Below are 17,640 nucleotides of genomic sequence, written 5' to 3' on the forward strand. Positions count from 1 at the left end.
AAACGCGTTCCAGCCCGAGGACCTGTGAGGAGCCCCATGCCCATCGACGCAGCCAAGGCCCTCGCCGCCGCGCCCCGCTCGGTCGGGATCGCCTGGAGTGCCAGGGACGTCCAGCTCTACCACCTGGGCATCGGCGCGGGCCGCCCCGCCACCGACCCCGGCGAGCTGCGCTACACGCTGGAGGACCGGCTGCGGGTGCTGCCGAGCTTCGCCACCGTCGCGGGCGCGGGCAAGCCCGGTGTGACCGGCGGGCTGTCCATGCCGGGCGTGGACGTCGATCTGGCCAGGGTGCTGCACGGCGGACAGGCCCTGCGCGTGCACCGGCCCATCCCGGTCGAGGGCCACGCCACGGCCACCTCCCGCATCACGGCCGTGTACGACAAGGGCACGGCCGCCGTGCTGGTGCTGCGCACCGAAGTGGCCGACGCCGAGGGCCCGTTGTGGACGGATGACGCGCGGATCTTCGTGCGCGGCGAGGGCGGCTGGGGCGGCGACCGGGGCCCCTCGGCCCGGCTGCCGGAACCGGGCGGCGAGCCGGACCGTACCGTCGAGCGTCCGACCCGTCCCGACCAGGCCCTCCTCTACCGCCTCTGCGGCGACCTCAACCCCCTGCACGCCGACCCCGAGTTCGCCAGGCTCGCCGGGTTCGACCGGCCCGTCCTGCACGGGCTGTGTACCTACGGCATGACGCTCAAGGCCGTGGTCGACACCCTCCTCGACGGCGACGTGGGCCGGGTGCGCTCGTACACCGCCCGGTTCGCGGGCGTCGTCTTTCCGGGCGAGAGCCTGCGCATCCGCGTCTGGCGCGGGGAAGCGGGCCGGCTGCGGGTCGCCGTCACCGCCGCCGAACGGGGCGACGCGCCCGTGCTCGCGGACACCGTCGTGGCGCACTCCTGAACCGGTGCCGACACGACAGGAGGGGGCACCCGCCGGGTGCCCCCTCCTGTCCTCGCTACCTTCAGGCAGCCGCCTCGGTGGTCTCCTCGGCGGTCTTGCGGTGCCGGCCGTGCGGAGACGCGTCGGTCTCCGTGGCCGAGACCGGGCCGCGGTGCCGGCCGTGGCCGGCGTTCTCCAGAGAGTCGGCAGACAGCTGCTGCGTCGTGCTGGTGTCGCTCATCGGACGTATTCACCCCGTCAACATCATCTTTCGTACAGCCGGAGGAGTGTAACCGGCACACCACGGGCCGAATCCAGGCGCACCCGCCAACCGGCACTAGTTCGTTACAAGACGTCCCAGAGGCGCCTGCGCCAAGGGCACCGGGCGCGGCGGCGCCGGCTCCGCGGAGCCCGGATCGGCCGCCTCGGCGATCTCCTCGCCGGGTGCCCCGCAGGCCGTGCCGGCCTCACGCGCACCGCGGTCCGCGCCGGCCCAGCCCGCGCCGGAGGCCGCCCCGGAGGCCGCACCGGTCCTGCCCACACCGGAGGCCGCATCGGTCCCGCCCGTACCGCAGGCCGTGCCGCCCCCGCCCCCCGCCTCCGTGCGCGGCTCGGCCGCCGGTGCCCGCAGCTCGGCCACTCCGCACGGTGTCTCGCGGGTGGAATACGGCAGCCGCAGCACCCCCTCCGCGGTCCACAGCCCCGCCCCGGCCAACCAGCCCTTGGGCGCGGCGACATGCCGTACCCGCCGCTCGGCCGGCCGCCAGACGCCCACCCAGGTGCCCACCGGACCTTCGATGCGCAGCGCCACTCCGCAGCTCTCCGGCTCCAGCACCTGCCCCGGCTGGATCGCGAACGGCACCGCCGTGCACTCCGGCAGCCGCAGCGAGGTCGGGAAGCGCACCGGCAGCGTCGAGCCGAGGACGCCCCAGCCCAGACGAGGCCGGCCCGGCGAGGGCGCGTCGGAGGAGATCAGCAGCAGCCCGCTGTCCGGGTCGGCCATGAGCAGCCGGTCGTCGCTGCCCGGCGCGATCTGGAGCAGCGGCGTCACCTCGCCCCGCTCCAGGTCCACCACGACCGTCTTGACGCACCCCTCCAGCTCCCGGTCCAGCGCCAGCAGCCGCCCGGCGCGGTCCAGCCAGACCCCGCCCGAACAGCGCCCCGGCACCTCCACCAGCCGTTCGGGCCCGCCCGGTCCGCCGGCCACCTGCCACACCGCGCTGCCGCGGGGGCCGACCGTGACGGCGTACGCCCGCGCGCCACCCGGCGCCGGGGGCAGTAGCCCGAGCCGGACACCGGGCCCGGCGCACTCCATGGCGCCCAGCGGCAGCTCCCCGGTGCCGGGCCCGGTCGGGTACAGCAGCGCGAAGAGGTGCCGTACCCCCGCCCGCCGGTGGATCAGGACCCGCCCGTCGGCCAGCGGCTGGAGCTCGGTGCCGGGCTCCTCGGGCTGGTTGCCGGGCAGCGGCACCGCGTACGGCTCCGGGCCGTCCAGCGTCCAGCGCTCCGGGAACCAGGAGTCACCGTTCCGCGCGAGCCGCGCGGCGTACGCGCCGTCCGCCGTGAGCACGCAACCGCGCTCCGGGGAGCGGTCGTCCGTACCGGCGGACGGGGAATCGATGGCACAGACCGTCATCGTTCGGTCACCTCCGGCGACGAAGCTAGTTTTGAACGCACGGCCGTGCGGGGGGCCGACCCCCGCTTCACACATACGGGTGGCGCAGAAGCGATTCCTCTGAGGAAGCGGGCATGACTGTGCTGCGGGCGGCCGGGCGGGGCGGACGCGGTACGGCCCCGGCGAACAGCCAGGTAGCCTTTTCCCGTGCCCCGTCTGTCTGAAGTCATCGCCGCGCTGGAGAACCTGTGGCCCGCCGAGCGGGCCGAGTCCTGGGACGCGGTCGGCACGGTCGTGGGCGACCCCGACCAGGAGGTCACCCGAGTCCTGTTCGCCGTCGACCCCGTCCAGGAGATCGTCGACGAGGCCGTGCGGCTCGGCGCCGACCTGCTGGTCACCCACCACCCGCTCTATCTGCGCGGCACCACCACGGTCGCGGCCGCGCACTTCAAGGGCCGGATCGTGCACACCCTGATCAAGAACGACATCGCGCTGCACGTCGCCCACACCAACGCCGACACCGCCGATCCGGGCGTCTCCGACGCCCTCGCGGGCGCGCTCGGCGTCCGTGTCGTACGGCCCCTCGTGCCGGACCCCACCGATCCGAACGGGCGGCGGGGCCTCGGCCGGGTATGCGAACTCGACCACCCGCTCACCCTGCGGGAACTGGCCGCACGCGCCGCCGAGCGGCTGCCCGCCACCGCGCAGGGCATCCGGGTGGCCGGCGACCCCGAGGCCGTCATCCGCACCCTCGCGGTCAGCGGCGGCTCCGGCGACAGCCTCTTCGACCAGGTGCGCGCGGCCGGTGTGGACGCCTTCCTCACCGCCGACCTGCGCCACCACCCGGCCTCCGAGGCCGTCGCGCAGTCCCCGCTCGCGCTGCTCGACGCGGCGCACTGGGCCACCGAGTGGCCCTGGTGCGAACAGGCCGCAGGCCAGCTCGACGAGATCTCCGACCGTCACGGCTGGGACCTGCGGGTCCATGTCTCCAAGACGGTCACCGACCCCTGGACCGCCCACGCGGCGTCCTCCGTCACCACTAGTTAATGGGAGCCCCCAACTGAACGCCGCGCCCGCCGACCAGATCCGTCTCCTCGACATCCAGGCCCTCGACGTCCGCTTGCAGCAGCTCGCGCACAAGCGGAGGTCGCTGCCCGAGCACGCCGAGATCGAGACGCTGAACAAGGACCTCACCCAGCTGCGCGACCTGCTCGTGGCCGCGCAGACCGAGGAGAGCGACACCGCCCGCGAGCAGACCAAGGCCGAGCAGGACGTCGACCAGGTGCGCCAGCGCGCTGCCCGCGACCAGCAGCGCCTGGACTCCGGCGCGGTCAGCTCGCCGAAGGACCTGGCCAACCTCCAGCACGAGATCGCCTCGCTCGCCAAGCGGCAGGGCGACCTGGAGGACGTCGTCCTGGAGGTCATGGAGCGCCGCGAGTCCGCGCAGGAGCGGGTGAACGAGCTGACCGAGCGGGTCGCCTCCGTCCAGTCGAAGATCGACGACGCGACCGGCCGCCGGGACGCCGCGTTCGAGGAGATCGATCGCGAGGCCGCGTCCGTCACCAAGGAGCGCGAGGTCGTCGCGGCCTCCGTCCCGGCGGACCTGCTCAAGCTGTACGACAAGCTGCGCGAGCAGCAGGGCGGCATCGGCGCGGCCAAGCTGTACGCCCGCACCTGCCAGGGCTGCCGCCAGGAGCTGGCCATCACCGAGCTGAACGAGGTCCGCTCGGCCGCCCCCGACACCGTGCTGCGCTGCGAGAACTGCCGCCGGATCCTGGTGCGTACGGCCGAGTCCGGGCTGTAGGGGGCTTACGGCGTGCGGGAGTTCATCGTCGAGGCGGACGGCGGCTCGCGGGGCAACCCCGGCCCCGCGGGCTACGGCGCGGTGGTCCGCGACGCGGCGACGGGTCAGACGCTGCTGGAGGCCGCCGAATACATCGGTATCGCCACCAACAACGTCGCCGAGTACCGCGGTCTGCTGGCCGGCCTGCGCGCCGCCCACACCCTGGACCCCGCCGCCACCGTCCGCGTCCGCATGGACTCCAAGCTGGTCGTCGAGCAGATGGCCGGCCGCTGGAAGATCAAACACCCCTCGCTGAAGCCATGGGCGACTCAGGCCCGGAACGTCTTCCCGCCGGACCGCGTGACGTACGAGTGGATCCCCCGCGCCGAGAACAAGCACGCCGACCGCCTGGCCAACGAGGCGATGGACGCGGGGGCGCGGGGGGAGCAGTGGAGCGCGGGGGAGTCGGCGGCGGAGCTGGAGGCTGGTACGGCTGCTACGGCCGCCGCAGCGGCACCGCACAGCGAGCAGCGCCCCGAAGCCCCCGGCCGGCAGCACTTCCGTAGCTCGGGCCCGGAGCAGCACGCGGCCCGTGGCTGGTCCGCCGCCCCCGACCTCGGCGACCCCGCCACCCTCGTCCTCCTCCGGCACGGCGAGACCCCCCTGACCCCCCAGAAGCGCTTCTCGGGCAGCGGCGGCACCAACCCGCCCCTGTCCGACGCCGGCCGCGAACAGGCCCACCGCGTCGCCGCCGCCCTGGCGAGCCGCGGCACCGTCCAGGCCATCCTCGCCTCCCCCCTCGCCCGCACCCGCGAGACCGCCGAGATCGTCGCCGCGCGCCTGAACCTGGACGTCGTCCTCGAAGACGGCCTGCGCGAAACGGACTTCGGCGCCTGGGAGGGCCTGACCTTCGGCGAGGTCCGCGACCGCTACCCGGACGACCTGAACGCCTGGCTCGCCGACCCCGCCGCCCGCCCCACGGGCGGCGGCGAGAGCTTCGCCGAGGTCGCCGCCCGTATTGCCGTCACGAAGGACGAGCTGGTCACCGCCCACGCGGGCCGCACCGTCCTGCTCGTCACCCACGTCACCCCGATCAAGACCCTCGTCCGCCTCGCCCTCGGCGCCCCGCCCGAGTCCCTGTTCCGGATGGAACTCTCGGCCGCCTCCCTGTCCGCCGTGGCGTACTACGCCGACGGCAACGCGAGCGTCCGCCTCTTCAACGACACCTCACACCTGCGCTGACGCCGGCCCCCGCAGCCCCGCCGCCGCCCGCGCGAGCGTCTCGATCCGCGCCCAGTCCCCGGCCGCCACCGCGTCCGCCGGCACCATCCAACTCCCGCCCACACAGCCGACGTTGGGCAGGGCCAAATACTCCGCCGCGTTCGCGGGCCCGATCCCGCCGGTCGGACAGAACCGCGCCTGCGGCAACGGCCCGGCCAGCGACCGCAGATACGCCGTACCGCCCGCGGCCTGCGCCGGGAAGAACTTCATCTCCCGCACCCCGCGCTCCAGCAGCGCCACGACCTCCGACGCCGTCGACACCCCCGGCAGGAACGGCACCCCGCACCCCCGCATCGCCGCCAGCAGCCCCTCCGTCCAACCGGGACTGACGAGAAACCGCGCCCCGGCCGCGACGCACTCCGCGACCTGCCCCGGTGTGATCACCGTCCCCGCCCCGACCACGGCCTCGGGCACCTGCTCCGCGATCGCCCGGACCGCCTCCAGCGCGTCAGGCGTACGGAGCGTCACCTCGACCGCTCGCAACCCCCCGCGCACCAGCGCCCGCGCGAGCGGTACGGCGGTGGAGGCGTCCGGGAGCACGAGCACCGGTACGACGGGCGCGAGATCGAGCACGGAGTCGACCGGCGGCGGCGACGGTGGCGGTGGCGGCAACGGCATGGGCTCGGGCGGGATCATGCCCTCATCGTCCCGAGCCGCCACACCCTCCGCAATCACTGTTGCGCACAGCGCAACGCTCCCTGCGGCCCTAGTGGATCTCCTCCACCAGCACATCCAGCCCCCACGGCCGCCCCGCCCGCTCCGGGGCCTGTGCCTCCACCTCGTAACCCAATTCCCGCAGGGCGTCCACCAGTTCGGCGGGGTCGCGCGGCAGGGCGCCGTCCGACAGCAGGGACCGTACGATCCGCCCCTTCGTCGCCTTGTTGAAGTGGCTGATGACCTTGCGGGTCGGCGCGTGCAGCACCCGTACCGTCGTCGTCCGCCCCGCGATCTCGCCCTTCGGCTTCCACGCCGCCGCGTACGCGGCCGAGCGCAGGTCCAGCACCAGCCCGTCCCCGGCCGCCTCCGGCAGCACCTCGGCCATCGGCGCCCGCCAGTGCCCGGCCAGCGCGCCGAGCCCCGGCAGCTTGAGCCCCATCGAGCAGCGGTAGGAGGGGATGCGGTCGGTCACCCGGACCGCGCCCCACAGCCCGGAGAACACCAGCAGCGAGCGCGCCGCCCGCCGCTTCGCCGCCGCGTCCAGGGAGGCCAGACCGAGGGCGTCGTACAGGACACCGGTGTAGATCTCCCCGGCGGGGCGGGCGCCGGCCGTGCGCAGAGCCGCGTTCTTCGCGACCTCGCCGCGCAGCCCCTCGCTGAGCCCCAGCACCTCGCGCGCCTTCTCCTCGTCGCCCGCGCACAGCCCGACCAGCTCCCCGAGCACGGCCTCGCGCGCGCCGGTCAGCCCCGGCAGGGACAGCGACTCCAGCCGCAGCGGGGCGCCCTTGCCCGAGTCGGCCTTACCTTCCGAGGGCGGCAGCAGGACCAGCAACACGTACTCCTTCTCTTGCGCTCAGCCGCCAGCGTACGGGGTGCTGCCCGCGCCCTGCGCTCGACTCGTGCTCAGCCGCAGGATCCGGGTCAGGGGCGCCCCCGAGGCGCCCCCGAGGGTCGCGCTCGCGGCCCTGCGCGCCCGCCTGGGCATCCCGGAGAGGGTCCCGCCCGAGGTGGGGGAGGCGGCGGAACGCGCCGCGAAGGCCCCGCCGCCTCCGTCGTACGACGCCACGGACGGCGGCGCACCGGCTACCGGGTGCGGTACGCCATCGCCGCCTTTCGCCGTACCCGGCGGGGCGCTGGACGCGGAGGCGCGGCGGCGGGTGAACACCCTGTACTTCCCCGACGAGCGCGTCCCGCTGCACCCCGAGGCGCTCAGCGAGGCCGCCGCCGGCCTGCCGCCCGGCCGGACCCCGCCCGCCGTACTGTGGACGATCGACCTGGACGCGGAGGGGCGGACGGTCGCGGCCGAGGTGCGAGGGTGGACAGTCGCGGCCGAGGTGCGCCGGGCCCTGGTGCGCAGCCGTGCCCGGCTCGACTACGCGGGCGCCCAGCGGGCCATCGACTCGGGCACGGCGGAGGAGCCGGTCGCGCTGCTCAGGGAGACCGGCCGGGCGCGGCAGCGGCAGGAGGCGGCGGCATCTCGCTCACCGTGCCCGAGCAGGAGATCACCGAGCGGGACCACACCTACGCGCCGGCGTACCGCGCCCCGCCGCCCGCCCCGGACGGCGCGGTGGCCCGGTTGCGCCGTACCGTGCGGGCGAAGCCGAGCGTGGGGGAGGTCTTCGACGCCTGCGTGGTGGACCTGGACGACCACCATCCGGACGTCGGCACCGTCCAGCTGTCCGCCCCGGCCGTCCGCGGCCGCGTCGAGGGCCCCGACCTCCCCCTGGGCGACCCCCTACGGGTCCGCCTCGCCAAGGCACCCCCCGGCACGGCGAAGCCCCTGTTCACGCCGGCGTGAGCGCCCCCACGAGCGCCGCGGGCTCGTCGGTGTACAGCCGCACCACCCGTACGTCCTTCCGCCGCCCCAGCAGCGTCAAGTGACTCACAGGCTCGGTGAGTTCGATGGTCACCGTTGTCTGCGACCCGACGGGCAGATCGAGTTGCCCCTCCGCCCGCTCGTGCGTCATCCGGGTCTCCCGGCGTACGGCGCCGATCGCGTCCAGCGGTATCCGCACGTCCACGTTCACCCCGTACCGCACCCGCAGCGTGTCCCCGGTCAGCACGTGCGGCCGCACGACACCGGCCGCGTGCAGGCCGAGGACGAGCAGCACGGTGTAGACGTCCAGCACCAGCATGGCGTCGTGCGCGGTGGGCCAGTCACGCAGCATCACGGACACCCCGATCGTCTCCACCACGCAGACGAACGCGAGCCCCAGCAGCGTCGCCCCCTGCCCCCGCGCGTACCCGAACTCCCGTCCGCCTTCCGTCCCTTGGCGACGCCGTCCCATCCACAGCGCGAGACTTCCGAACACCCGCGCCTCGTGCAGCACCAGCCGTTGCACGCTCCTCATGCGTCCTCCCTTGCGCTCACCAGCTGTGACGCACGCCGGATGGCCTCCGCCTGAGCCGGGGCGACCTCGGCGTACAGGGCGCCCAGAACGGCGTGATCACCGGTCACCGTGCCCTCGGGCGGCACCAGTTCGGAGGGTACGCAGCGGGCCAGCGACCGGGCGGCCTCCGCGATCCGGGGGTCGTCCGGACCGGCGTCTGCCAGGGCGTCGAGCAGGGCGTACGCCTGCCGGACGCGCGTCACGGCGTCCGGGTCGTCCAGGGCGCCGCGCAGCGCGGACAGCAGGCGTGCGCGTTCTCCGGACGGTGCCCCGGTGTCGATCAGCGCGAGGAACTCCCGGTCCCCGGCGGTCATGGGGGAGCCTTCGACCGGCCCCAACACGCGAAATATCCCGTCCAGTTCGGGCGAGACCGGCCCCTCGGCGGGCAGCTCCCCGGCGGCCAGCAGGGCGCGCAGCCGCCGCCGGCGCTCCCGTAACTCCGCCTCCTGCCGCGCCAGATCGGCATCCAGCGCGGCGAGCACCACGACCAGCTCCCGCCCGGCGTCGTCGGCGAGCACGTCCCGTATCTCCGCGAGTCCCAGGCCCAGTTCGGTCAGCCGCCGGATCCGGGCGAGGATGACGGCGTGCCGGAGGGTGTAGTCGCGGTAGCCGTTGGCGCGCCGCTCCGGCTCCGGCAGCAGGCCCTGTTGGTGGTAGTGCCGCACGGTGCGCGTCGAGACAGCGACGGCGGCGGCGAGTTCTCCGATCCGCATGGGACCAGTACAGACGTTGACGCGGCGTCAAGGTCAAGCGGTCGCCCCGGCCGTTCCGACCCAGCGTTCCAGGGCCTCGACGAGTTCGGCGTCCTTCTTCTCGCCCTCCGTGTCCGCCGCCCAGGCCGCGAAGCCGTCCGGGCGGACGAGGAGGGCCGCGAGGGTGGGCCTGGACGGGCAGGTGGCGGTGAGAAGGGTCAGGTGGTCGCCGTAGGGGGCCGCCAGGGCGCGCACGGCGGGGGAGCCGGTGAGGTCGAGGAGGAGGGGGCGGCCGGTGCGCAGGTGCTCGCCCAGGCGGGTGCCGTCGGACAGCTCCAGGTCGGGGGCGCTCGCCCCGGTCAGCGGGTGGCTGCCGGGCAGGTCGTAGCGCTGCCAGACGCCGGAGACCTGGTTGACCAGGTACGTCGTGCCGGCGGTGCTCCCCGCCAGGTCCACGACCACCCGGCGCAGGGCGCGGGCGTGCCGGTCCGGGCGCATCAGCGCGATCTGGGCGCGGGTCCAGTCGAGCACCCAGGCGCCGAGCGGATGCCGTTCTGCGGTGTAGGTGTCCAGCAGCGACTCGGGCGCCCGGCCCCGGACGACGGCGGCGAGCTTCCAGCCGAGGTTCAGCGCGTCCCCGAGACCGAGGTTCAGGCCCTGCCCGCCGAACGGCGAGTGCACATGCGCCGCGTCGCCCGCGAGCAGCACCCGGCCGTTGCGGTACTCGGTGGCCTGCCGGGCGTTGTCCGTGAACCGGGTCGCCGTGCGCAGTCCGGTGACGGTCACCTCCGGCACGCCCGACACGCGGCGCAGGCTCGTCTGCAACTCCTCGGCGGTGACGGGCGCGTACCGGTCGGCCGGCGGGCTGTCGAACTCGACGCTGAGCACCCGGCCGGGGAACGGCCCGTGCACATACGTCCCCACGTCCGTCGTGTTCCAGCCCGGCTTCAGCCCCTCGGTGCCGGTCAGTTCGGCCACCGCCTGGTAGCCGGTGATCTCCGGGTCCGTGCCCGGGAACTCGAACCCGGCCAGCCTGCGCACGGTGCTCCGGCCACCGTCGCACCCCACCAGCCAGCCCGCCCGCACGGTCTGCCCGCCGAGCTGTACGGCGACCCCGTCCGCGTCCGCCGTGAAGCCGGTCAGCTCCACGCCCCGGCGCACCTCCACCCCGAGCCGGTCGGCCCAGCGGCCCAGAACCCGCTCCAACTCGACCTGGGGCATTACGAGTCCGGGACCGACGGCGGGATCGGCGTCCGCCCACTCCGGGCCGGAGGGGTCGAACAGGTCGGGGTCCAGCATGATCCCGGCGAAGTGCCCGGCGGTCCTGGGTGGCTGCTTCGCCGTACCGCCACCGCCCGTGTCGCCCTCGGCGCCCTTGCCTTCCCTGTCGCCCTGGAACGCCCGGAGCCCTTCCCGCACCGCCTCCCGCGCCGCCGCCAGCTCGGGCAGCAGCCCCCGCCGGTTCAGGGCGACCACGCTCGGGTTGTTGATCCAGCCCGCCTTGATCGTCTCGTCCACCTCGGTCAGCCGCTCCACCACCAGCACCCGTGCGGCCCCGCCGAGCCGCAGCTCGGCGGCGAGAAAGAGCCCCACGGGGCCGGCTCCGGCCACCACCACGTCGTACTCCGTGCCCTGTGTCATCGTCATGAGCCGCACTATAGTCACTAAAAGTTTTTATCCGCTATAGTTTTTTCATGAACGATGAGCTGGATACCGGATCGGACGCCGGACCGGACGCCGAGAGCGCGCTCCCGCTGCGGGAGCGCAAGAAGCGCGCGACGCGCCGCCGGATCTCCGACATCGCGACGGAACTGTTCGGGGAGCGCGGGTTCGACGCGGTGACGGTCGCCGAGGTGGCCCGCGCGGCGGGAGTCTCCGCCATGACCGTCTTCAACTACTTCCCGCGCAAAGAGGACCTGTTCCTCGACCGGATCCCCGAGGCCGCCGGCCTCTTCGCCGCCGCCGTACGCGAACGCGCCCCGCACGAGACCCCGTTGACCGCGCTACGGCGCCTGGCCCTCCGACTCCTGGACGAACGGCACCCGTTGAGCGCCGTCGGGGAGCACTACGTCCCGTTCTGGCGCATCGTGACCGGCTCCACGGCCCTGCGCGCCCGCGCCCGCGAGGGCGCCGAGGAGGTGGAGACGGCCCTCGCGGCGGCCCTCGCCGACGCCGGCACACCCGACCCGGACCTCCTCGCGGCCCTCACGGTCGCCGCGTACCGCACCGTCTTCCTCACCACCGCCCGCCGCCTCCTCGCCGGCGATCCGGTGGCACGGGTGGCCGAGGACCACCGGACCCGCCTGGAGGCCGCGTTCACCGCGCTGGAGCGGACGGGACTCGACCGCTGACCCGCCCACCCGCGGGGAAGGAAGCGGGACCCGGCGGGCGTTCCCACGGCGGGCGGCGCGACCGCCGTACGACGAGGGGGCGTCCATGACCGGGACAGTGACCGCATCCGGACCCGAACGGGCCCTGTGGCGGCGGACCAGACTCGGCCGCGGGGGGCCGCCGCTCGACCTGCTCACCGCGAGCTTCCGGCGGCACACCTACGCCCCGCACGCCCACGACGAGTACACGATCGGCGTCTGCGTCGGCGGGTACGAGGTGATCGACTACCGGGGCGGCCACATCTGCACCGGCGCCGGGACGATCGTCGTACTGGACCCCGGTGAGATGCACACCGGCGGACCCGGCAACGCCACCGACGGCTACGCCTACCGCGCGCTGTACGCCGAGCCGTCCCTGCTGGGGGAGGGCACCACCGGGGGCGCCCCGCACTTCCCCGAACCCCTGCTGGACGACCCCGAGCTGGCCCTGGCCCTGGCCCGCGCGCACACCGGACTCGGCGCCTGCCCGGACCCGCTGGAGGCCGAGTCCCGGTTTCCCTGGCTGCTCACCGCGCTCGCCCGGCGGCACTCCACCGCCCGGCCGGTGCCCGACCGCGTCCCCGGCGCGGCCGGCATCGCGCGCACGGTCCGCGACCGGCTCGCCGACGAGCTGACCGCCCCGCCGTCGCTCGCCTCGCTCGCCGCCGACCTGGGCCTGTCCCGGTACCAGCTGCTGCGGGCCTTCCGTACGGCGACGGGCATACCGCCGTACGCCTGGCTCGCCCAGTACCGGGTGGGCAGGGCGCGGGCGCTGCTGGCGGCGGGGCTGCGGCCGGCGGAGGTGGCGGGGCTCGTCGGCTTCGCGGACCAGGCGCATCTGACCCGCTGGTTCCGCCGGGTGCTCGGGGTGACCCCGGCGGCGTACCGCAACAGCGTTCAAGACACCCGGTGAGGAAGTGGCCGAGGCTCGCCGCATGACTGCACGCGGCTGGTTCCTGTTCTCCCTGATGGGAGTGGTCTGGGGCATCCCCTATCTGCTGATCAAGGTCGCGGTGGCCGAGGTGTCCCCACCCGTCCTGGTGTTCACCCGCTGCGCGCTGGGCGCGGCCCTGCTGCTGCCGTTCGCGCTGCGCCAGGGCGGCCTGCCCCGCACCGCCCGCACCCACTGGCGGCCCATGCTGGCCTTCGCGGTCCTGGAGATCGTCGTCCCCTGGTTCACCCTCACCGACGCCGAACGGCACCTGTCCAGCTCCACGTCTGGCCTGCTCATCGCGGGGGTGCCGATCGTGGGCCTGCTCGCGGCCCGCCTCCTCGGCACCGCTGAACAGCTCGGCGCCCGGCGACTGGCCGGCCTCACCCTGGGGCTCGCCGGGGTGGCGGTCCTGGCCCTGCCCCACCTCACCGGCGGCGACGCCCGCTCCCTCGCCGAGGTCCTGCTCACCGTCGTCGGCTACGCCATGGCACCCCTGATAGCCGCCCGCCACCTAGGGGACGTCCCCTCCCTGCACCTGACCGCCCCCTGCCTCACCCTGGCCGCCCTCGTCTACGCCCCCGCCGCCGCCCTCACCCACCCGACCGCCCTGCCCTCCCCGCGGGCCCTGGCCGCGCTCGCCGCGCTGGGCGTGCTCTGCACCGCCCTCGCCTTCGTGGCCTTCCTGGAGCTGATCAAGGAGGCGGGGCCCGCCCGCGCCACCGTCATCACCTACGTGAACCCGGCGGTGGCGGTGGCCGCGGGCGCCGCCGTCCTGCACGAGCCCCTGACCCTGACCGTGCTCCTGGCCTTCGCGTTCATCCTGGCGGGCTCGGTGCTGGCGACGGCGGCCGGTCCGCGGCGGCGCGTACGACCGGTACCATGGTCGGCACGGCAGACGAGCCGGGCGGACGGCCGCGTGGAGTCCCCCTCTAGGGGGCTTCCCGAGGAACGTCCGGGCTCCACAGGGCAGGGTGATGGCTAACGGCCATCCGGGGTGACCCGCGGGACAGTGCCACAGAAAGCAAACCGCCCAGTGCTCAGGCACTGGGTAAGGGTGAAACGGTGGTGTAAGAGACCACCAGTGCCCAGGGCGACCTGGGCAGCTAGGTAAACCCCACCCGGAGCAAGGTCAAAAGGAGCGCCGTCACAAGCGCTCTGCGCGGACGTTCGAGGGCTGCCCGCCCGAGTCCGCGGGTAGACCGCACGAGGCCGGCGGCAACGCCGGCCCTAGATGGATGGCCGTCGCTCCGGGGCCCGCGAGGACCCCGGAGAACAGAACCCGGCGTACAGCCCGACTCGTCTGCCGCCTACGCCTCCGACGAGGCCATCCCGACGAACCCGGCCCACGCCTGGCGCGACACGGTGAGCAGGGGTCCGGTGACGGCCTTGGAGTCCCGGACGTGGACGGCGGCCATACCGGCCGCGACCTCCACACACTGACCGCCCTCGGTTCCGCTGTAGCTGCTTTTGAACCAGGTGAGACTGGATGTGACGATCGAGGGCTCAGCGTGACGGCGAAACCCGCCAGCACCCCTGGCACTGCACAACTCGCGACTTTCCAGATGCGCTTCACCTCCACCCCGCGCGGAGCCCGCCTCGCTCGCAGGCTGGCCGCCGTACGGCTGGACGCCTGGGGCATCCCGTACGGCACCGGGTCGCACGACGACATCGTGCTGCTCGTCGCCGAGCTGACCGCGAACGCCGTACAGCATGGTCGCGTACCCGGCCGGGACTTCCACTTCGAGCTTCAACTGGCGCCCCGTTCCGGGACTGTCCGCGTCGAAGTCACTGGGCTGCTCCTCGTGTCCCACCTGGCGGCCCGCTGGGGCTGGCACCCGCGTACCGAGGGCCCCGGCAAGACGGTGTGGGCGGAGTACGCGCTCTGACGGACCAACTCCCCGGCCGGCAGAAGGCCTTCCGACGGGACCGCCGTAGAATGAACGCTGTCGGCGGGCCACTGGTACCGCTGGTAATCGGGGGGAGACACGACATGGGCACACGGGGGACGGGGCCGGGCCATCAACAAGGCGCCGACCTGCACGTGTCGTCCGAGGATCTCACCAAGCTGGCGAACGACCTCGACCACATGCAGAGCCACCTCGATCAACAGGTCCGCCGCATGGACGAGTTGGTCGACCGCGTCGAGGCCGGCTGGCGCGGGCCCGCGGCGACGGCGTACCGGAAGTTCCACCGCGCGGCGGCCGAGGACGCCGTGCGCATCCGGGAAGTGATGAAGGGCCTGGAGCAGGCGGTGCGGCTGAGCCGTGACGGCTTCAGCAGCGACGACTTGCACGTGCTGGAGCAGATGCGGCGCATCCATGTGGACGTCGACAGCGAGGTCGACAAGCTGTCCACGCCGAACACCGCGGCGGACGGCGCGTCGACGCGCCCGCACAGCAGCCTGGACGGCTTCTGACACGCACGGCACCACGTGCCGTCTCACCACCGCGGTGAAACCGAACAACAGGGGGGAACCATGTCGACCGGTGCCGAGGGCGACCACATCACCGTCTCGTTCGCCACGCTCCATGAACTCGCCCTGGACCTGGAGGACATCCTCAAGAAGCTCAACGGCGAACTGGGTGATCTGTACGACCGCGTCGAACCGGTCGTGCTGTCCTGGAAGGGCGAGGCCCGCGAGATCTTCGTCGAGAAGCTGGACGAATGGGACCGCTCCGCACAGGACGTGCAGGCGGCCCAGAAGTGGCTGCACGCATACGTCACCACCGGGCACGCCAACTACGCGGCCGCGCACCGGGCGGTGCTGCGCGGCTGGGGAGCCGCCTGATGGCCACCCCGGCGCAGCCCGGTCAGGGGACCATCGATGTGACGCCCTCCGTCCTCCACCAGGTGTCCGCCAACGTGGCGGGCCAGCAGGACCCTCTCGACCAGGGCGTCAAGGCGTTCCTCACCGAGCTGGCGCGGTATCCGGACGGCGGCGGCAACGGATCGGCGATGAAGGGCTTCACCACGTCCTACGTGAAGATCGCCAACCGGTTCCTCGACGTCTGGGCCAAGTCCGTGGTGAGCGTGGGCGGTGCGGCGGTCGGCTTCAACAGCACCGCCAACAACTACGCGGCGGCCGACCACGCCACGCACCCCTCGCCGAGCGGTCCTCCGGCGCAGCGCCCCGCCCCGCAGGTGATCGACACGCCGCCCACGTACGGCCCGGTCACCGATTTCAAGTGGGGTGACGTCGATGCCGGACAGAGCTTCGCGCAAGAGATCCTGGAGGGATTCGAGGGCATAGTCCTCACCGTCATGCGGCCCCTGCTGGAGCACGAGTGCCGGTGGGGCAAGGCGGCGAAGATCCTCCCGCTCCCCAACCACCTGCGGCTGTACTCGATTTCCGAGGCGTGGCGCATGCCGCAGGGCACGCTCGGCATGGTGGAGGGGATGCTGACCGGCTACATCAGCGGCATCACCGACCAGGCCAACCAGGAGTGGTACGACGCGATGCGGGCGTTCTGCAGCACGCTGTGGGGAACGTCCGCCTGGGGCCAGACCCGCGACGGCTACGACTGGGCGAACGACGGCGCGCGCAAGCCGGGGACCAGCCACCCCGTCTTCGCCGTCCTGTTCGACACCTGCGACACCATGGTCGACGCGGTCTACAACGTGGCCCTGGCGGCGGAGGACGTGCGCGGCGACCTGCACCGGATCTACACCCAGGCCGTGAAGGACAGCATCCGGCAGCTGGACCCGGAGAAGATGGAGATCAGCCACCCCACGAGCGTGCTCAAGGGGCTGTGGCACATGGGCAAGGGCGTGGTGACGGACCTCTCGGTCGGTATCGTCCTGGACATCGACGAGGGCGCCATGAACGACGCCGTCACCGCCTACGACAACCGGGTCAACCGCCAGGTCCGGCGCATCGAGGACCTGATGGCGGCGCTGGACGAGGCCTATACCAGTGCTCCGAGCTTCAACGCCGAAACGGCGAGGGCCGAGGCATTCGGCGCGCGAGCCCTGACGGACTTCAAGGGGGATCCGCTCTACACGGTTCCCGGAGACGACGAGTCCCACCACCGTTTCCCCGTCGATCTCGCGAATCAGGAAGGTGTTTCGGGCTCGCACGTCATCGACAAACATGTGGGCAAGACAGACGCCCAGTTGGAGCAGCGGCTCCGCGATCAGGCGAGGGTCCGCCCGGATGGCACGGTCGCGCCGATCGCCGCCTCGACATTCACCGACCTGGGTTCGGCGCAGCGTTACACACAGGGGGTTCTCGACGATCCGGGCAATCAACAGAAGATTTCCCGGTGGCTGGCGGGCAATCCGGATCCGGCGCGGTCCAAGAGGACCCTGGGCCTCACTTTCTCCGACGTCGTGGGCAGGACGTGGACTCGGGGTGACTCTTCCGCCCATGACTCGCATAGTGTCAACGTGACGCTGAAGCCACGCCCAGGTGGCCATCCTCCGTATGTCGTGCTCACCTCGATGCCCAGCGACACGGTTCAGCCGTAGCCACGAAAGGAGACAGGGTGCTCGATTCCGCTTCCTGGCAGGCCGGCCTGCTGGAATTGTTCGGGGGGGCTTTCGCCTTCGCGGCGGTGGGTCCGCGGACCCGGGACGACTGGCGCCGCGATGTGCAGGCGGTCATGATGCTCAAGGCCAGGGACCCGCGCGGCTGGAGCGCCCTGGTCGTCCCCCCACCGAGCAGTGCCTCCGCGGCGACCGACGAGAAGCCGTTCGCCGATCTCCGCCTCGAAGAATTCGACAGGCTCCTGTACCCGGTGGTGAGGGAATCCGCCGCACAGTTGCTGGTCGCCCTGCAAGGGGAGTTCTACCAGTCGGCCAATATTCCGGATTTCGCAAACCGTGAGAAGCGGCTTGTCGCCTGCGCCAAGAAAATTCTTTCCCGCTTCGGTGAGGATGCCAGATGCTATACGAATGCGGCCGAGGCTCGGGATGATCCGAACGTCAACCTCATGAACCCTGATACCGAGTGGAACTGCCTGTCCGAGTTCACCACAGACTGCGGCCTCGTCGTTGTTTCCGACTCTGAGGTCGGAGTCTTCTGGGCCTTCTCCGAGGACTGAA

At 73.0% G+C, this 17,640-nt stretch carries 19 protein-coding genes, 1 other RNA gene and 2 pseudogenes; 14 read left to right on the forward strand and 8 right to left on the reverse strand.

Annotated elements, in window-relative coordinates; genetic code table 11:
• Window positions 1-36 precede the first annotated feature (36 nt).
• Window positions 37-897: a MaoC/PaaZ C-terminal domain-containing protein gene (locus AC069R_RS06185; RefSeq protein WP_478764952.1), complete on the forward strand. Its 861-nt coding sequence runs from the start codon at window positions 37-39 to the stop codon at window positions 895-897.
• A 61-nt stretch (window positions 898-958) separates the two neighbouring features.
• On the opposite strand, the gene AC069R_RS06190 is transcribed toward AC069R_RS06185, so the two are convergent.
• Window positions 959-1,117: a hypothetical protein gene (locus tag AC069R_RS06190; protein WP_478764954.1), complete on the reverse strand. Its 159-nt coding sequence runs from the start codon at window positions 1,115-1,117 to the stop codon at window positions 959-961.
• Between the two features lie 96 nt (window positions 1,118-1,213).
• On the reverse strand, window positions 1,214-2,512 hold the full coding sequence (locus AC069R_RS06195) for a hypothetical protein (protein WP_478764955.1): 1,299 nt from the start codon (window positions 2,510-2,512) through the stop codon (window positions 1,214-1,216).
• Between the two features lie 186 nt (window positions 2,513-2,698).
• On the opposite strand from AC069R_RS06195, the gene AC069R_RS06200 reads away from it, so the two are divergent.
• Genes AC069R_RS06200 through AC069R_RS06210 form a run of 3 tightly spaced genes read left to right on the forward strand, consistent with a single transcriptional unit; the run spans window position 2,699 to window position 5,516 of the window.
• Entirely contained in the window at window positions 2,699-3,538 is an 840-nt protein-coding gene (locus AC069R_RS06200; protein ID WP_478764956.1) for a Nif3-like dinuclear metal center hexameric protein, read from the forward strand.
• Between the two features lie 13 nt (window positions 3,539-3,551).
• Window positions 3,552-4,295 (forward strand): zinc ribbon domain-containing protein, encoded by a 744-nt coding sequence (locus AC069R_RS06205; RefSeq protein ID WP_478765289.1) that lies wholly within the window; start codon window positions 3,552-3,554, stop codon window positions 4,293-4,295.
• 12 nt (window positions 4,296-4,307) lie between these two features.
• The gene (locus tag AC069R_RS06210; protein ID WP_478764958.1) at window positions 4,308-5,516 is read left to right on the forward strand and encodes a bifunctional RNase H/acid phosphatase; all 1,209 of its coding nucleotides are present in this window, start codon (window positions 4,308-4,310) and stop codon (window positions 5,514-5,516) included.
• Here the strand turns inward: AC069R_RS06210 and eda are convergent.
• On the reverse strand, window positions 5,502-6,191 hold the full coding sequence (gene eda, locus AC069R_RS06215) for a bifunctional 4-hydroxy-2-oxoglutarate aldolase/2-dehydro-3-deoxy-phosphogluconate aldolase (RefSeq protein WP_478764960.1): 690 nt from the start codon (window positions 6,189-6,191) through the stop codon (window positions 5,502-5,504). The two genes, AC069R_RS06210 and eda, sit on opposite strands and share 15 nt — an antisense overlap.
• 70 nt (window positions 6,192-6,261) lie before the next feature.
• The gene (gene yaaA / locus AC069R_RS06220; RefSeq protein ID WP_478765290.1) at window positions 6,262-7,044 is read right to left on the reverse strand and encodes a peroxide stress protein YaaA; all 783 of its coding nucleotides are present in this window, start codon (window positions 7,042-7,044) and stop codon (window positions 6,262-6,264) included.
• Window positions 7,045-7,111: 67 nt separating this feature from the next.
• Between yaaA and AC069R_RS06225 the strand changes: the two are divergent.
• Window positions 7,112-8,010: pseudogene (locus AC069R_RS06225) on the forward strand (RNB domain-containing ribonuclease).
• Here AC069R_RS06225 and AC069R_RS06230 read toward each other — a convergent pair.
• The 3 genes from AC069R_RS06230 to AC069R_RS06240 are packed head-to-tail and all read right to left on the reverse strand — an operon-like array spanning window position 7,997 to window position 10,941.
• Window positions 7,997-8,563 carry a hypothetical protein gene (locus AC069R_RS06230; RefSeq protein ID WP_478764961.1) on the reverse strand — a complete coding sequence of 189 codons (567 nt, stop codon included), beginning with the start codon at window positions 8,561-8,563 and terminating at the stop codon, window positions 7,997-7,999. The pseudogene AC069R_RS06225 and the gene AC069R_RS06230 overlap by 14 nt on opposite strands.
• Window positions 8,560-9,315, reverse strand: coding sequence for a MerR family transcriptional regulator (locus AC069R_RS06235; RefSeq protein WP_478764963.1), 756 nt, complete (start codon window positions 9,313-9,315; stop codon window positions 8,560-8,562). Before AC069R_RS06235 ends, AC069R_RS06230 begins: the two co-directional genes overlap by 4 nt.
• 33 nt (window positions 9,316-9,348) lie before the next feature.
• The gene (locus AC069R_RS06240) at window positions 9,349-10,941 is read right to left on the reverse strand and encodes an FAD-dependent monooxygenase (protein WP_478764965.1); all 1,593 of its coding nucleotides are present in this window, start codon (window positions 10,939-10,941) and stop codon (window positions 9,349-9,351) included.
• A 47-nt stretch (window positions 10,942-10,988) separates the two neighbouring features.
• Here AC069R_RS06240 and AC069R_RS06245 point away from each other — a divergent pair, with 47 nt between their 5' ends.
• From AC069R_RS06245 to rnpB, 4 genes and pseudogenes are all read left to right on the forward strand, one after another.
• Entirely contained in the window at window positions 10,989-11,645 is a 657-nt protein-coding gene (locus AC069R_RS06245; protein WP_478764966.1) for a TetR/AcrR family transcriptional regulator, read from the forward strand.
• A gap of 85 nt (window positions 11,646-11,730) precedes the next feature.
• A complete protein-coding gene (locus tag AC069R_RS06250) occupies window positions 11,731-12,576 on the forward strand; it encodes a helix-turn-helix domain-containing protein (protein WP_478764968.1) in 846 nt (281 codons plus the stop codon).
• A 55-nt stretch (window positions 12,577-12,631) separates the two neighbouring features.
• A pseudogene (locus AC069R_RS06255) lies at window positions 12,632-13,426 on the forward strand (DMT family transporter); the annotation flags it as partial.
• Between the two features lie 67 nt (window positions 13,427-13,493).
• Window positions 13,494-13,900, forward strand: an RNA gene (gene rnpB, locus AC069R_RS06260) — RNase P RNA component class A.
• A gap of 4 nt (window positions 13,901-13,904) precedes the next feature.
• Here rnpB and AC069R_RS06265 read toward each other — a convergent pair.
• Window positions 13,905-14,093: a DUF397 domain-containing protein gene (locus tag AC069R_RS06265; protein WP_478765291.1), complete on the reverse strand. Its 189-nt coding sequence runs from the start codon at window positions 14,091-14,093 to the stop codon at window positions 13,905-13,907.
• 66 nt (window positions 14,094-14,159) lie between these two features.
• Here AC069R_RS06265 and AC069R_RS06270 point away from each other — a divergent pair, with 66 nt between their 5' ends.
• The 5 genes from AC069R_RS06270 to AC069R_RS06290 all read left to right on the forward strand — a co-directional run bounded on the left by AC069R_RS06270 (window position 14,160) and on the right by AC069R_RS06290 (window position 17,639).
• Window positions 14,160-14,483: an ATP-binding protein gene (locus tag AC069R_RS06270; RefSeq protein WP_478764970.1), complete on the forward strand. Its 324-nt coding sequence runs from the start codon at window positions 14,160-14,162 to the stop codon at window positions 14,481-14,483.
• A gap of 104 nt (window positions 14,484-14,587) precedes the next feature.
• Window positions 14,588-15,013, forward strand: a complete 426-nt coding sequence (locus AC069R_RS06275) for a WXG100 family type VII secretion target (RefSeq protein WP_478764971.1) — start codon at window positions 14,588-14,590, stop codon at window positions 15,011-15,013.
• Window positions 15,014-15,073: 60 nt separating this feature from the next.
• On the forward strand, window positions 15,074-15,385 hold the full coding sequence (locus tag AC069R_RS06280) for a WXG100 family type VII secretion target (protein ID WP_478764973.1): 312 nt from the start codon (window positions 15,074-15,076) through the stop codon (window positions 15,383-15,385).
• Window positions 15,385-17,064, forward strand: coding sequence for an RNase A-like domain-containing protein (locus tag AC069R_RS06285; RefSeq protein WP_478764974.1), 1,680 nt, complete (start codon window positions 15,385-15,387; stop codon window positions 17,062-17,064). Before AC069R_RS06280 ends, AC069R_RS06285 begins: the two co-directional genes overlap by 1 nt.
• 17 nt (window positions 17,065-17,081) lie before the next feature.
• Window positions 17,082-17,639, forward strand: coding sequence for a hypothetical protein (locus AC069R_RS06290; protein ID WP_478764976.1), 558 nt, complete (start codon window positions 17,082-17,084; stop codon window positions 17,637-17,639).
• The last annotated feature ends 1 nt before the right edge of the window (window position 17,640 follow it).

The organism is Streptomyces sp. NPDC043952 (assembly GCF_056435325.1).